Raw genomic sequence first — 13,848 nt, forward strand, 5'->3', positions numbered from 1 at the left:
CACCGATCGTTCAATAGCCGGTTGAATCAGAGTGAGATAGAGCCGGAACGGCTCGGCGGTCTATTTTGAGACACAAGTTATCACTGGCCAACTGACCATGGATGGAGCTGACGATCGGTTCAATGACGAGCGACAGCTTCATTTCGCCCTTTCAGGGCAGGTCAAACCTTCTCAACGGCTGAGTCATCCGTTCTTAACCGCTGTGAAAACTTGACCCCGCCCCGATGGCATCCAGATTTCCAACAGAAACTAGTTGGCCAGGGATTGTGCCAGCTTTAACACGTCATTCGGTGTCCACCAGACTTGGTGCGCTTTTTTGAGCACGGATAAGTGCTGCTTCTTATTCAGGCCGGCGCGGATCACGCGTGCGGCGATCGTCGAGCAGTTCTTACGCATGAGCCGGTAGTGACTGCCGGGCTTGGTCCGGATCGAAGTCCATTCCGCGAGCATGTCGACCATCCTCAGGTTGGGAAGAGGGATCATGTGCTCGGGCAATCGGTAGTCTTCCTCCTCAGTACCGCTATCGCCTGCTTCCGAACAGCAGTCATCAAAGAATGAGCTTTTTTCCGATTCAACCATTCTTGTCGGCAAGATGTCGGAGGGACCGGCACCGTCTCCTCCAGGGAACCAGCTCGCGTAACCCTCGGTGTCCAGCGCCCGCTCAATGCCTGCGGCGGGACGGATGAAGACGGCGGCGTGGCCGATACCATCCACAGGCTCCCAAATACAAGCCGTGGGCATTTTTAGCGTTTGATATGCTGCAATCACCGCGTGGGACTGGACGTTTGGGTTGGGGTTGACTGCCGACCCTTTCGCAACCTTGATTGTACCTCTGAACACGACACCTGCCTCCTGAATCATTAGTTTGAAGCACGCCGAAGCCTGAAAGTGTGGGGAACCTGCTTGAACGCGTCTACATACCAGAAGTTGGTGATTTTTCTTTTCGCGATGACTGGAAGTAGGCCTGCAGAGAGTTTTCCACTCCAAGCAGTGCCACTACCGTTGCCTGTGTAGTCTGCTGTCCGCGCAATCGCCGCCGTGGTTGGCCGTGCGGAAGAGGAAACCAGTCTGCCAAAACAGTTCCTACCGGTTCGCCGGTGAACAGGAATTGAAAAGAACCTATTCCTTCGATTGATCTCATCTCACCCGACGCCAGGAGTCCAAAAGGAGTCCAAAAGGGGAATGGATGGGAATCAATTCCGATGAAATGAATCATATTGGAATCATTGTGTTTTTTCGGTTGACCGAAGGAATCAAACTGTGATTCGCTCCCCTCATGTCAATTGCCTGGGAAATACGCAGCCGCGCACGTTTTATCCTGCCAAGGGTTCTGGCGGTCTGCACAGTCGTTTACTTCGCCTACCACGCGGTGGAAGGCGATCGCGGCTTTTTGACCTGGCTGGCCTTGAAGCAGGAATTGGCGCAGGTGCGAACTGCCCAGGCCGAGCTGCGGGCGGAACGCGACGAATTGCAGGGACGGGTCTCTCTGTTGCGGCCTGATAACCTGGACCCCGATTTACTGGAGGAGAGGGCGCGTGATGTTCTCAACTATGGCCGGGAAAGCGAAGTGATCCTAATCACCCCGCGACGTAAAAACGGCACAGAAAACTGACCATTGAGACATGAAAATTTTAGCATTAATCGAAATTAGGTTAATAATTAAAATATTACGCTAAATCAATATCTTAACTATTATTGCAATTATAACTGTTTCCCCGTATTGTGGCGCAAATGACGGGGGCTTGCCCCTGTGCAATCACGCGTAGTCAAGGGGGGAGCCAATGGCGACCAAAAAAGCCCCGGCCAAGAAGCCGGCGGCGAAACGCAAGACGGCCGCTGCCAGTGCCACAAAAGCCGCCGCAGCGAAGTCTTCCGTAGCGAAAGCATCCAAGGAAGACCTTCTCCATTACTACAAGGAAATGCTGGCCATCCGGCGTTTCGAGGAGAAAGCCGGACAGATGTACGGCATGGGGCTGATCGGTGGTTTCTGCCACCTTTACATCGGCCAGGAAGCTGTCGTCGTTGGAATGCGCGCGGCGACCACCGAAAACGACACGGTGGTGACCTCCTATCGAGATCACGGCCATATGCTGGCCTGTGGCATGGACCCGGACGGTGTAATGGCCGAGCTCACAGGCCGCCGTGGCGGTTACTCGAAGGGCAAGGGTGGTTCCATGCACATGTTCAGCCATGACAAAAAGTTTTATGGCGGACACGGCATCGTGGGTGCGCAGGTCCCGATCGGCACCGGTATCGCCTTCGCGCACCAGTATTTGGAAGAACCGGCCGTCAGCCTCACCTACCTGGGTGACGGCGCGCTGAACCAGGGGCAGGTCTACGAGTCCTTCAATATGGCTGCTTTGTGGAAACTGCCGGTGATTTATATCATCGAGAACAACAAGTACGGCATGGGCACGTCGATCGAGCGCTCTTCGGCGAAAAGCACCGAGCTGTACCATCGCGGTCAGGCCTACGGCATTCCCGGACAGCAGGTTGACGGCATGGATGTTCTGGCAGTCAAAGAGGCTGGCGAGAAGGCGGCCGATCATGCCCGAAACGGCAAAGGGCCTTTCATCCTTGAAATGATGACCTACCGCTATCGCGGCCACTCCATGTCGGATCCGGCAAAGTACCGCTCCAAGGAAGAGGTGCAGAAGATGCGCCAGGAGCGTGACCCTATCGAGCGCCTGCGCGGCATGATGCTGGATCAGGGCCTTGTCGAAGAAACCGAGCTCAAGGATCTCGACCGTGCGGTCAAGGCCCGGGTTTCCGCTGCCGCCGAGTTCGCGCAGAACAGCCCCGAACCAGATCCGTCAGAGCTTTTCACCGACATCTACGTCGAGGCTTAAACGCGGTGCCCGGCCGTCATGTGGCTGGCACCACTCATGAGCCCAAGTTCTTGACTTAAGACTGAATTCTTTCCCGGAGAGGGACCCCATGCCGATTGAGATTTTAATGCCCGCACTCTCGCCGACCATGACCGAGGGTAAGCTGGCCAAGTGGCTGAAAAACGAAGGCGACGCTGTCGCCTCGGGCGACGTCATCGCTGAGATTGAAACCGATAAGGCGACGATGGAGGTCGAAGCCGTGGACGAAGGCGTTCTCGGCAAGATCCTGGTCGCGGAGGACACGGACGGCGTTGCGGTGAATACGCCGATTGCGATGCTGCTGGAAGATGGCGAGGACGCTTCTGCATTGACTGCGGCTCCGGCGGCGCCTGCCGCCGCACCAGCGCCGGTCGTTGCCGAGGCACCGGTGCCTGCAGCATCCGTTGCCGCCAATGTCGCGGCGCCTGCGCCGGCAGCCGAACCAGACTGGACAGGCGATACGGTGACCCTGACCGTACGCGAAGCCTTGCGCGACGCCATGGCCGAGGAAATGCGGGCCAATTCCAAAGTCTTCCTGATGGGTGAGGAAGTCGCCGAATATCAGGGCGCTTACAAAGTCAGCCAGGGGCTTCTTGATGAGTTCGGCGCCAAGCGCGTGATCGATACGCCGATCACCGAGCACGGCTTTGCCGGCTTGGGGGTCGGTGCAGCTTTCTACGGCTTGAACCCCATCATCGAGTTCATGACCTTCAACTTCGCCATGCAGGCCATCGATCACATCATCAACTCCGCTTCCAAGACCCGTTACATGTCCGGTGGCCAGGTCAGCAGCCCAATCGTGTTCCGCGGCGCCAACGGTGCGGCCTCGCGTGTCGGCGCCCAGCACTCGCAGTGCTACGCCAGCTGGTACGCGCACTGTCCGGGCCTCAAGGTGGTTTCGCCTTATTCGGCGGCCGATGCCAAGGGCCTTCTGAAGTCGGCGATCAGGGATCCGAACCCTGTGATTTTCCTGGAGAACGAAATTCTCTACGGACAAAGCTTTGAGGTGCCGGACTCTGCAGATTGGACCGTGCCGATCGGCAAGGCCAAGGTCGTGCGGCCGGGAACCGATGTCACGATCTGCGCGTTTTCGATCATGGTCGGCAAAGCGATGGAGGCTGCCGAGGCTCTGGCGGCCGAAGGGATCTCCGCCGAAGTCATCGACCTGCGCAGCCTGCGTCCGCTGGATACCGAGACCATCGTCGCGTCGGTTCAGAAGACCAATCGCCTGGTCTCGGTCGAGGAAGGCTGGGGCTTTGCTGGTATCGGTGCGGAACTCGCTATGCAGATGATGGAAAGCGCCTTCGACTGGCTCGATGCGCCGGTCAAGCGGGTCTGCGGCCCTGATGTGCCCATGCCTTATGCCGCCAATCTCGAAGTCCTGGCCCTGCCGCAGTCGTCGCATATCGTGACTGCCGCAAAAGAAGCCTGTTATCGCGCGTAAGCGGCGAGGGAGAGAAAAATCATGCCGATAAACATACTGATGCCCGCTCTGTCGCCGACCATGACCGAGGGGACGCTCGCAAAATGGCTCATGAAGGAAGGCGATCAGGTTTCCTCCGGTGATGTGATTGCCGAGATCGAGACCGACAAGGCAACCATGGAAGTCGAGGCGGTCGATGAAGGTACTCTGGCCAAGATCGTCGTGGCCGATGGTACCGAAGGGGTCGCGGTCAATGCCGTGATCGCGGTGTTGCTGGAGGAGGGCGAAGACGCTTCGGCGATCGACGCAGCTTCCGCTGCCGCTCCGGCCCCTGCTGCTGCCCCGGCGCCGGCCTCAGCTCCCGCACCGGCCCCAGCAGCGCCTGCTGCTGCACCCGCCGCATCTCCTGCACCTGCAGCCGCGCCTACGGCCGTGAGTGGTGGCCGAATCTTCGCCAGCCCGCTGGCCCGGCGCATGGCCGAACAGGCCGGTCTCGATCTTGCTGCCATCGCCGGCAGCGGTCCCAAGGGCCGTGTCGTCAAAGCCGATATCGCGGCTGCCGTGGCCGCCGGCACTGGCAAAGCGGCTGCCGCACCTGCCGCTGCCGCTCCGCCACCCGCTGCCGCTCCTGCCGCAGCCGGGCCTGTCGCTGCCGGGCCTTCGGCCAAGCAGACCGCAGATCTTCTGGGTATGGCCTACGAGCAAGAGCCGCTCTCGGGAATGCGCAAAACCATTGCAAAGCGTTTGACGGAATCCAAGCAGACCGTGCCGCACTTCTACCTGACCGTGGACTGTCAGGTTGACGAGCTGCTCAAGGTCCGCAAGGAACTCAACAGTCGTTCCGACGCCTACAAAGTCTCGGTCAACGACTTCGTCATCCGTGCCGCGGCCATCGCACTCAAGAAGGTCCCAGCGGCCAATGCCTCCTTCGATCCGGAAGGCATGATGTACTACGAGCACGCCGATATCTCGGTCGCCGTGGCTACCCCCAGCGGTCTGATCACGCCGATTATCAAGGCGGCGGAAGGCAAGGGACTGGCTACAATTTCCAATGAGATGAAGGATCTCGCGGTCCGCGCCCGTGACGGCAAGCTGAAGCCAGAGGAATACCAGGGCGGGACCTTCTCGGTCTCCAACCTGGGCATGTTCGGCGTGAAGGAATTCGCAGCCATCATCAATCCGCCGCAGGGCTGTATTCTTGCGGTTGGTGCGGGTGAGCAGCGTCCCGTAGTCAAGGACGGCGCGCTGGCCGTCGCCACCGTAATGAGCTGCACCCTGTCGGTCGATCACCGGGTGGTCGACGGCGCGGTTGGGGCTGAATTCCTGGCGGCCTTTAAGAAGCTGATCGAAGATCCGATCACGATGTTGTTGTAGGAAGGGGCTGGAAAGATGGCTGATACCAACTTCGACGTCGTAGTGGTCGGCGGTGGCCCCGGCGGTTACGTGGCTGCGATCCGGGCGGCGCAGCTGAAAATGAAAGTGGCTGTGGTCGAGAAACAGCACCTGGGCGGCATCTGCCTGAACTGGGGTTGTATTCCGACCAAAGCGCTGCTGCGCTCTGCTGAGATCTATCACTACATGAATCATGCCGATGCCTACGGCCTCTCAGCCAGCGGTGTCAGCTTCGATCTGGAAAAAGTGGTCAAGCGCTCCCGGGCCGTCTCCAAGCAGCTCAACGGCGGTGTCGGGCATCTGCTGAAGAAGAACAAGGTTACGGTCATTGATGGCGAAGGCAAACTCGCCGGTCCGGGAAAGCTGAAGGTCACGAAAGACGGTAAGGCGGTTGCGGACCTAACCGGCAAGCACATCATCCTGGCGACGGGCGCGCGGGCACGTTCCCTGCCGGGTCTGGAACCGGACGGCAAGCTGGTCTGGACCTATATGGAAGCGCTGGTGCCTGACATCATGCCAAAATCGATGCTGGTGATCGGCTCCGGTGCCATCGGGATCGAGTTTGCCAGCTTCTTCAAGACCATGGGGGCCGACGTCACCGTGGTCGAGGTGATGCAACAAATCCTGCCGGTTGAGGACGAGGAAATCGCCGCCCATGCCCGTAAACGCTTTGAAAAGCAGGGCATGAAGATCATCAGCGGCGCCAAGGTCACAGGCCTGAAGAAAGCCGCCAACTCGGTAACGGTCTCGGTGGAAGACGCCAAGGGCAAGACCAGCGAAATCACTGTGGATCGTGTGATCTCGGCGGTCGGCGTGGTCGGCAATATCGAAGGACTGGGTCTGGAGACCACCAAGGTCAAGACCGACCGGGGCTGCATTGTTGCCGACGAGTTCCTGCGCACCGACGAGCCGGGTATCTACGCGATCGGTGACGTGGCCGGACCGCCCATGCTGGCCCATAAGGCCGAGCATGAAGGCGTGATCTGCGTCGAGAAGATCGCCGGTCTGCCACACGTACACCCCATGGACAAATCCAAGATCCCCGGCTGTACCTACTGCCATCCGCAGGTCGCCTCGGTCGGTATGACGGAAAAAAAGGCCAAAGAGGCCGGACGTCAGGTCAAGGTCGGGCGTTTCCCCTTCATGGGCAACGGTAAAGCCATTGCGCTGGGTGAGCCGGAGGGCATGATTAAGACCGTGTTCGATGCCAAGACGGGTGAACTGTTAGGCGCGCATATGGTGGGGGCCGAAGTCACCGAATTGATTCAAGGCTTCGTCGTTGCCATGGGGCTGGAAACCACGGAAGAAGACCTGATGCACACGGTCTTCCCGCATCCGACTCTCTCAGAGATGATGCATGAGTCGGTGCTTGACGCTTACGGCCGCGTCATCCACATGTAAACTCTGATAAACTGCCATTGGGATGATGCCATGGCAGGCAAAGGAAGCAGATAGAGCATGAGCAGCGAAAGCACGACGGTGACGAAGCCGGAAGAAAAACGCGTCCGGCATCCGGAAAAGGCCCACAAGCCCGATAATCCGATCCGCCGCAAGCCGGAATGGATCCGCGTCAAGGCGCCGACCTCTAAGACCTACCAGGAAACCCGTAAGATTATGCGGGATAACAACCTCTCTACGGTTTGTGAGGAAGCGGCCTGCCCGAATATCGGCGAATGCTGGTCCAAGAAGCACGCAACCATGATGATCATGGGCGAGATCTGTACGCGAGCCTGTTCCTTCTGCAACGTGGCGACGGGTAAGCCCAATGCTTTGGATACCTTCGAGCCGACCAACGTGGCGGCTGCCGTAGCCAAGCTGGGCTTGAATCATGTCGTGATCACTTCGGTCGATCGAGACGATCTGGACGACGGCGGTGCTGCGCACTTTGCCGAGGTCATCCGGGCGACCCGCGAGTTGTCGCCGGGGACCACCATCGAGATCCTGACTCCCGACTTTCTGCGCAAGGAAGGCGCGCTGGAGGTGGTCGTGGCGGCGAAGCCCGACGTCTTCAATCACAATCTGGAAACCGTGCCGCGGCTTTACGGCGAGGTCCGTCCCGGTGCGCGCTATTTCCACAGCCTGCGCCTGCTGGATCAGGTCAAGCGCATCGATCCGACCATCTTCACCAAATCCGGCATCATGGTCGGCCTGGGTGAGGGGAAGGAAGAAGTTCTGCAGGTCATGGACGATCTGCGGGCCGCCGATGTGGACTTTATGACCATCGGCCAGTACCTGCAGCCGACCCCCAAACACCACGTCATCGATCGCTTTGTCACACCCGACGAGTTCGGCCAGTACAAGACCATGGCGCTGGCCAAGGGCTTCCTGGTGGTCGCCTCCACACCCTTGACCCGGTCGTCCTACCACGCTGACGAGGATTTCAAGCAGCTGCGCTCGGCGCGGGAACAGAAGCTGGCGGTCAACGGCTAGCTTTTTACGAGCGGTCTGCGGCCGTGTGGAACTTTGCGATCGATAGCTGTGCGTGCTGAGACCCGCCGTAAGATTGGCCGATGCATTCACACGCCTATCCTTCGACGCAGATTTGATGCTGATGGCGTTGAAACTGCGCCCACAGGGAGTTTCGACAGGTAGCGGGAAGATTATGTCCCTTTTAATCCGGACCGCCCGGGAGGATGACGCGAGCGAGATGGCGCGTCTCATCAATGAAATAATCGCGATTGGCGGTACGACCGCCCACCGCCAGGCATTCGACGAGCCAGGCATCATCAGTGATTTCATTTCACCGAAGCTCGGAATCTGCTGTTTCGTGGCAGCAGACGGGCCGCAGCTCTTAGGGTTTCAAGCGCTCGAATGGTGTGACCCGGAATGGTCCGGCGAAGATCGATTGCCTGCGGACTGGGCGGTTGTCGCAACCTATGTGGATCCCCAGACCCACAAGAGAGGAATCGGACGCGCGCTGTTCTCTAAAACGGCGGAAGCTGCGAAGGCGGCAGGTGTCTGCTTTGTCGACGCGACCATTCAAAGGGAAAACACCGGCGGGCAGGCATTCTATCAGGGAATGGGCTTTACGGATTACCGTACGGGTGTTGAAACCGTTTCTAAGCGGTTTGCGCCGGTCTGAATGTCCGTTTGGCAGCGGTATTGCCGGCGGATCAATGATCAACGTCTCGCGAACCCATGTTTCCGAATGCGCTGTATAGGAAAGATCGAACAGATCGAATTTCTCACCATCGAGTATAAATATGATCTCCCCATTACCGATAAGTTGAAAATTGCCTGTGCCTCAATGCAATCCAAGTATTACCTCAGGATGTTCACCCCCAATCAGCCATACAGCCGTTCGATCCACTAGAGTGCGGTCACTCTTTAATTCGAAATCAGAAAAACAAATAGTCTGCGTAGAATTCGGTGTGCTGCGGCGCACAAGCTGTGGTAACACCGGCGCTCATGACATTTAGAATAATACGATCGTATGCCGACGCACGCTGAACGGCGGGTTCTTCCCTACACGCCGGAACAACTCTACAAACTGGTCGCGGAAGTCGAGCACTATCCGCAGTTTCTGCCGTGGTGCGTCGCCGCTCGTATTCGCGAACGGCGCGAGAACATGATTGTGGCCGACCTGGTCATCGGCTTCAAGATGATCCGGGAGCGCTTTACCAGCAAGGTGGCGCTGGACCCTGAGGGCAGGAAGATCCACGTGACCTATGCCGAGGGTCCCTTCAAGTACCTGAACAACCACTGGCGTTTCGAGGAGCATCCCGAAGGCTGTGTGATCGATTTTTATGTCGACTTCGAATTCAAATCCAAACTGCTGCAGAAGATGATCGAAGCGCTGTTCCACGAGGCCGTCCGCCGCATGGTCGCCGCCTTCGAAACCCGCGCCGACGCGCTCTACGGGCATCAGCCTAAAGTTGGCGGTTAGAGCAGAATCTCGCTCTTTCCATGGGTCGAAGAACAGTCGGAAAGCCGTTATCCAGCGGCCTGTTCAAAGGCGCCACGGTACATCAGCGTATAAAGACTGATCACGCCGAAGGCATTGAAGACGCCGTGGGTGATGGTCGCTGCCAGGACGGAACCGCTTTTCTCGGTGATGAATGCGAGTATCGCCCCGACAAGCGCAAAAATCGGAATGAGAAAAGGCACGCCATGCAGAAATGCGAAGAAGGCCGAAGAGATCGCGACTGACGCCGCAACAGACATGTGCTGTCTGAGCCAGCCGTAAAACAGGCCTCTGAAGGCGATTTCCTCCGTGAGAGGAACGATAGCGCCCGTAACCAGAAGACTAATCAGCAGATTGCTGAATGACGGGCCGCCCCCCACAAAGATATCGATTTGCGGGTTGTGAAAGGGCTCTTCCTGCATTGTCCGCAGGACTTGAATGACCAATCCGCTTATGAAGACCGTTGCGATGCCGGCTACGGCCGCACGCACAATCCAGGTTTTCGAGACAAGAACGATGCCAAGATCGGAAAGCCGCAGACCGCGCCGTCTGATCACGATGAAATAGATCGAGGCCATCACGAGGAGCGAGTGAACGGTCAAAAACAACATACTGTCTGTGACCGTGGGCGGGGAAGGCGCGGCGCCCGCAAGTTGATCGGAATCAGGAGTATTGAAAAAGGCAAAGGGCAGCAAGCGCTGCCCGAGCAGGCTGATAATCAGAACCGCGACAAGATCGTACGCTGGCACCGTGCCGAGTGGATTTCTTCTTCCGCGGTTTTGCGGACTGCCTGGAAAGGACATTCCGGCTACTGCACCGTCGACGGCGTGGCCAATGCCGCGAGACCGTCCAATGCCGCCTCGACGGTGGCCTGGCGGACATCGCCGCGGCTGCCTGGGAAGTTCAGCTTGCGGTGCAGTGGTGGTTCTCCACGCCGGCAGAGGCCCATGTAGACAAGCCCTACCGGCTTTGCGTCGCTGCCGCCCCCTGGCCCGGCGACTCCGGTGACGGCGACCGCGATATCGGCGGGGGAATGGGCGAGCGCCCCGGAGGCCATTGCTTCGGCAACTTCCGCGCTCACAGCGCCGTGGGCGGCCAGCAGAGATTCCGCTACATCGAGGAGCTCCATCTTGGCTTCGTTTGAGTAGGTGACGAAGCCCCGTTCAACAACGTCGGAGGAGCCGGCGATTTCCGTCAGGCAACCAGCGATCAGCCCGCCGCTACAGGATTCGGCGGTCGTGATCTTCAGGCCCGCAATGCGGCAGTCTTCCAGCAGCTTTTCGGCGGCGCTGAGCAGTTCGGCAGGAAACAAAGTCTGTTACTCCAAGACCCAGATGATTGTGATCAGGGCGACGACGGCGTAGCCGGCTGCGAGAATGTCGTCAGCCATGATTCCGAAACCACCCTTCAGCTTTCGATCCGCCAGGTTGACCGGCCAGGGTTTGACGATGTCGAACAGGCGGAAAAGCACGAAACCCAGCAGATAGTATTCGAACTCAAGGGCCACGGGCACAAGTGTCAACCACTGGCCCGCGACCTCGTCGACGACGACGGAGCCCGGGTCTTCCCGGCCGAGACGCCTGGCGTAGAGATCGCTGGCCCAGATACCGATCAGGAATATGGCGACCGCTGCCGCAGTTAGAAGCCAGGGGCCGCCGAGCCAGGTTAAGGCGGCGGCGAAGGGCAGGGCGGCGAGGGATCCCCAGGTGCCGGGAATCTTGGGCAGGAGGCCCGAGCCAAACCAGGTGGCGATCAGGGCCGCAGGATGAAAAGCGGAGAGCGGCCCGTCATCTGAAGCAGGCAAAGAGGACTGCGGGTGCGTCATGTCTGAGGATCGGCAGTGGGCGGCAAGAGAAGGCTAGCCGTAGCTTGGGCCGCGATGCCTTCACCGCGTCCGGTAAAGCCCAGGCGTTCGGTGGTTGTTGCCTTGATATTTACCCGCTCCGGATCGCAGTTCAGGATTTCGGCGACCCGAAGTCGCATCTCCGCCCGATGTGGACCGACTTTCGGCGCTTCGCAGATAAGCGTGACGTCACAGTGGATAAAGCGGCCGCCCCGTGCCGTCACCAGTTCCATCGCATGACGGAGAAAGAGTGCAGAATCCGCTCCCTTCCATTTCGGGTCGGAAGGCGGAAAATGTTGCCCGATATCCCCGGCCGAAAGCGCACCCAGGATCGCATCGGTCAGGGCATGAAGGCCGACATCGGCGTCTGAATGGCCCTGCAGGCCGCCGCTGTGTGCAATTTTGACTCCGCAGAGTGTGACCGCATCGCCAGGCCCGAAGCGATGCACATCGAAACCGTTGCCGGTTCGGGTCTCCAGTGTTGCGCTATTCAGCCAGCGCTCGGCGCGTGCGAGGTCTTCTGCAGTGGTCACCTTGAATGTCTCCGTCGCGCCTTCAATTAGCTTTACACTGTGCCCGGCGGCCTGCGCCACCGCAGCGTCGTCGGTCAGACCGCCGGCTTTAGGCATTTCATCATCTGACGCATCGCTGGCGGCCAGGTCACTGTGAGCGGTCAGAATCTCCTGAAATCTAAAGCCCTGCGGCGTCTGTGCCCGCCACAGGTTAGTGCGTTCAACAGTGCCCGAAATGGTATCGGCGTCACCGCGTTTTAAGCTGTCGACCACGGGCAGGGCGGCGACGGCACCGACGTCCTGGTCCAGCGCCTGGATGACCGCGTCGATAACGGATTTGGGAACGAAGGGACGTGCAGCATCATGGATGAGCACTTTTTCGGGTGCATGCGCTGCTAGACTCTCGAGGCCCAGGCGGACTGACTCCTGACGGGTTTTTCCACCCAAAGCCGGCGATGGAAGTTCGATATCGCCAATCGCCTGCTCGTAGAGTGCCCTGTCGTCGGGATGAATGACCACCTGAATGTGATCGACGTCCGGATGCGTAAGGAAGTTGTCGACGGCATGCCGCAGGACCGAACGACCCGCCAGCGCTGCATACTGCTTGGGGACTTCACCGCCAAAGCGTTGGCCGCGTCCTGCGGCGACGATGAGGGCGCAGACACCCGTCATGGGATTACAGTTCCTTTCTATCGTCGGCCCTGTTGGACCCGATGCACACCTGGCCTTATGCCAGGCTATGAATCCATGACCTAAAGTTCCGTTCGGCTCACGGAGCGGAATTGGTCACCTTGTCAAGGCGCGACATTAGAGTCTCCTGTTGCTGGCGCCAAGAGGTGATATATAGAGGATCATGATCAGCAATACGCTCCTCAATCTCTCTGCCGCAGTTGCCATGCTGCCCGTGGCGATAGCCGCATATCGCTCAACTTCGGATCGTCCGGGAATGCCGTTTTGGGCGGCGTTGTTGATGGCTGTCGCCGGGCCGGGTGTTCTGGTCGTTTCGGAGACGATGACACCAGCATGGAACAGTGGATTCAGTTTGGCGCTTTGGGTCACGGTTGCCGTCAGCATCTGCTTGTTCGCCTGCGTGGTGCTTGCAACTCGGGAAGCCTGGCGGATCACGCCTCTGCTGATACCCTATCTGATCCTGCTGGCGCTGCTTGCTATGGCCTGGAGCGGGGTCTCAAGCGCAACCGTTCTTACCGCCGAAGTGGATTTCTGGCTGCAACTCCATATTGCCACTTCTGTCGGCACCTATGGACTCTGCACTATTGCTGCGACGGCCGGAGTCGCCGTTTATCTCAAGGAACGTGAACTCAAGCGCAAGCAGACGTCTAAGCTTGGGCGTCTCTTGCCGTCGGTTGTCGACGCCGAACAGTTGCAGCTCAGATTGCTTGCTTTGGCGGAGCTCGTACTGCTGGTGGGAATTGCCAGCGGTATGGCCAGGGGCTATCTGACCGAGGGGCACGTTCTATCGCTCGACCACAAGACCCTTTTGTCCGTCTTGGCGTTCGTCCTGATCGGTGTATTGCTTACCATTCAGTGGCGCAGCGGCCTTTATGCTAGGCAGGCGACACGGTCCGTGTTGATTGCATATCTGCTGCTGACACTTGCCTATCCAGGCGTGAAGTTCATCCTGGATGTCATTATTGCCTGACATCCTTACTGCCTGACATCCTTCAATCCGGATGGCTTCGGATTAATGGATTTTTGGGCTCCCGCAAATGGTCAGTTTTTTCCGGGTGTGCGTTCGAGAAAAAAGGGACGCCCTCTGATTTGTTTGACGGGAGGTATTTCCCGCTCTCGCTGAATCAGTGAAAAAAGCTCAGCTTATATCGGCTGAAACATCTACTTATGCCTTTCGAAAACTTTCTATAAATATTGTTTGCTTACTATATGCATCG

General features: G+C 58.5%; 14 protein-coding genes. 9 read left to right on the top strand and 5 right to left on the bottom strand.

All coding sequences use genetic code 11. The features are described 5' to 3' along the window. Positions 1 to 249: 249 nt before the first annotated feature. Complete coding sequence (locus tag QMZ18_RS20740) at positions 250 to 840, bottom strand: hypothetical protein (protein WP_282608254.1); 591 nt, start codon at positions 838 to 840, stop codon at positions 250 to 252. A 436-nt stretch (positions 841 to 1,276) separates the two neighbouring features. Here QMZ18_RS20740 and QMZ18_RS20745 point away from each other — a divergent pair, with 436 nt between their 5' ends. The 8 genes from QMZ18_RS20745 (at position 1,277) to QMZ18_RS20780 (ending at position 9,568) form a co-directional block, all read left to right on the top strand. Further along, positions 1,277 to 1,612: a septum formation initiator family protein gene (locus QMZ18_RS20745; RefSeq protein ID WP_282608255.1), complete on the top strand. Its 336-nt coding sequence runs from the start codon at positions 1,277 to 1,279 to the stop codon at positions 1,610 to 1,612. A 169-nt stretch (positions 1,613 to 1,781) separates the two neighbouring features. Next, the gene (pdhA, locus tag QMZ18_RS20750; RefSeq protein WP_282608256.1) at positions 1,782 to 2,849 is read left to right on the top strand and encodes a pyruvate dehydrogenase (acetyl-transferring) E1 component subunit alpha; all 1,068 of its coding nucleotides are present in this window, start codon (positions 1,782 to 1,784) and stop codon (positions 2,847 to 2,849) included. Positions 2,850 to 2,937: 88 nt separating this feature from the next. Beyond that, positions 2,938 to 4,311 carry a pyruvate dehydrogenase complex E1 component subunit beta gene (locus QMZ18_RS20755; protein WP_282608257.1) on the top strand — a complete coding sequence of 458 codons (1,374 nt, stop codon included), beginning with the start codon at positions 2,938 to 2,940 and terminating at the stop codon, positions 4,309 to 4,311. A 21-nt stretch (positions 4,312 to 4,332) separates the two neighbouring features. Beyond that, entirely contained in the window at positions 4,333 to 5,664 is a 1,332-nt protein-coding gene (locus tag QMZ18_RS20760) for a pyruvate dehydrogenase complex dihydrolipoamide acetyltransferase (protein WP_282608258.1), read from the top strand. A 15-nt stretch (positions 5,665 to 5,679) separates the two neighbouring features. Continuing rightward, positions 5,680 to 7,083, top strand: coding sequence for a dihydrolipoyl dehydrogenase (lpdA, locus tag QMZ18_RS20765; RefSeq protein ID WP_282608259.1), 1,404 nt, complete (start codon positions 5,680 to 5,682; stop codon positions 7,081 to 7,083). A 57-nt stretch (positions 7,084 to 7,140) separates the two neighbouring features. Beyond that, positions 7,141 to 8,112, top strand: coding sequence for a lipoyl synthase (gene lipA / locus QMZ18_RS20770; protein WP_282608260.1), 972 nt, complete (start codon positions 7,141 to 7,143; stop codon positions 8,110 to 8,112). A gap of 172 nt (positions 8,113 to 8,284) precedes the next feature. After that, positions 8,285 to 8,764 carry a GNAT family N-acetyltransferase gene (locus QMZ18_RS20775; protein ID WP_282608261.1) on the top strand — a complete coding sequence of 160 codons (480 nt, stop codon included), beginning with the start codon at positions 8,285 to 8,287 and terminating at the stop codon, positions 8,762 to 8,764. Between the two features lie 351 nt (positions 8,765 to 9,115). Continuing rightward, positions 9,116 to 9,568 (top strand): type II toxin-antitoxin system RatA family toxin, encoded by a 453-nt coding sequence (locus tag QMZ18_RS20780; RefSeq protein ID WP_282608262.1) that lies wholly within the window; start codon positions 9,116 to 9,118, stop codon positions 9,566 to 9,568. 47 nt (positions 9,569 to 9,615) lie between these two features. On the opposite strand, the gene QMZ18_RS20785 is transcribed toward QMZ18_RS20780, so the two are convergent. Genes QMZ18_RS20785 through QMZ18_RS20800 form a run of 4 tightly spaced genes read right to left on the bottom strand, consistent with a single transcriptional unit; the run spans position 9,616 to position 12,613 of the window. Further along, a complete protein-coding gene (locus QMZ18_RS20785; RefSeq protein ID WP_282608263.1) occupies positions 9,616 to 10,335 on the bottom strand; it encodes a CPBP family intramembrane glutamic endopeptidase in 720 nt (239 codons plus the stop codon). A 59-nt stretch (positions 10,336 to 10,394) separates the two neighbouring features. After that, a complete protein-coding gene (locus tag QMZ18_RS20790) occupies positions 10,395 to 10,898 on the bottom strand; it encodes a CinA family protein (protein WP_282608264.1) in 504 nt (167 codons plus the stop codon). 6 nt (positions 10,899 to 10,904) lie between these two features. Continuing rightward, entirely contained in the window at positions 10,905 to 11,390 is a 486-nt protein-coding gene (locus QMZ18_RS20795) for a phosphatidylglycerophosphatase A (RefSeq protein ID WP_282608265.1), read from the bottom strand. A gap of 17 nt (positions 11,391 to 11,407) precedes the next feature. Then, positions 11,408 to 12,613, bottom strand: coding sequence for a bifunctional 2-C-methyl-D-erythritol 4-phosphate cytidylyltransferase/2-C-methyl-D-erythritol 2,4-cyclodiphosphate synthase (locus QMZ18_RS20800; RefSeq protein WP_282608266.1), 1,206 nt, complete (start codon positions 12,611 to 12,613; stop codon positions 11,408 to 11,410). Between the two features lie 181 nt (positions 12,614 to 12,794). Here QMZ18_RS20800 and ccsA point away from each other — a divergent pair, with 181 nt between their 5' ends. Continuing rightward, complete coding sequence (ccsA, locus tag QMZ18_RS20805) at positions 12,795 to 13,601, top strand: cytochrome c biogenesis protein CcsA (RefSeq protein ID WP_282608267.1); 807 nt, start codon at positions 12,795 to 12,797, stop codon at positions 13,599 to 13,601. Positions 13,602 to 13,848: the final 247 nt, after the last annotated feature.

This window comes from Pelagibius sp. Alg239-R121, from assembly GCF_947331435.1.
Classification (GTDB): Bacteria; Pseudomonadota; Alphaproteobacteria; order Kiloniellales; family Kiloniellaceae; genus Denitrobaculum.

What these genes read in the sequence shown, in the direction of transcription:
- QMZ18_RS20745 (WP_282608255.1), top strand. Translation starts at nt 1,277, where the DNA reads ATGTCAATTGCCTGGGAAATACGCAGCCGCGCACGTTTTATCCTGCCA.
- pdhA (WP_282608256.1), top strand. Translation starts at nt 1,782, where the DNA reads ATGGCGACCAAAAAAGCCCCGGCCAAGAAGCCGGCGGCGAAACGCAAG.
- QMZ18_RS20755 (WP_282608257.1), top strand. Translation starts at nt 2,938, where the DNA reads ATGCCGATTGAGATTTTAATGCCCGCACTCTCGCCGACCATGACCGAG.
- QMZ18_RS20760 (WP_282608258.1), top strand. Translation starts at nt 4,333, where the DNA reads ATGCCGATAAACATACTGATGCCCGCTCTGTCGCCGACCATGACCGAG.
- lpdA (WP_282608259.1), top strand. Translation starts at nt 5,680, where the DNA reads ATGGCTGATACCAACTTCGACGTCGTAGTGGTCGGCGGTGGCCCCGGC.
- lipA (WP_282608260.1), top strand. Translation starts at nt 7,141, where the DNA reads ATGAGCAGCGAAAGCACGACGGTGACGAAGCCGGAAGAAAAACGCGTC.
- QMZ18_RS20775 (WP_282608261.1), top strand. Translation starts at nt 8,285, where the DNA reads ATGTCCCTTTTAATCCGGACCGCCCGGGAGGATGACGCGAGCGAGATG.
- QMZ18_RS20780 (WP_282608262.1), top strand. Translation starts at nt 9,116, where the DNA reads ATGCCGACGCACGCTGAACGGCGGGTTCTTCCCTACACGCCGGAACAA.
- QMZ18_RS20800 (WP_282608266.1), bottom strand. Translation starts at nt 12,613, where the DNA reads ATGACGGGTGTCTGCGCCCTCATCGTCGCCGCAGGACGCGGCCAACGC.
- ccsA (WP_282608267.1), top strand. Translation starts at nt 12,795, where the DNA reads ATGATCAGCAATACGCTCCTCAATCTCTCTGCCGCAGTTGCCATGCTG.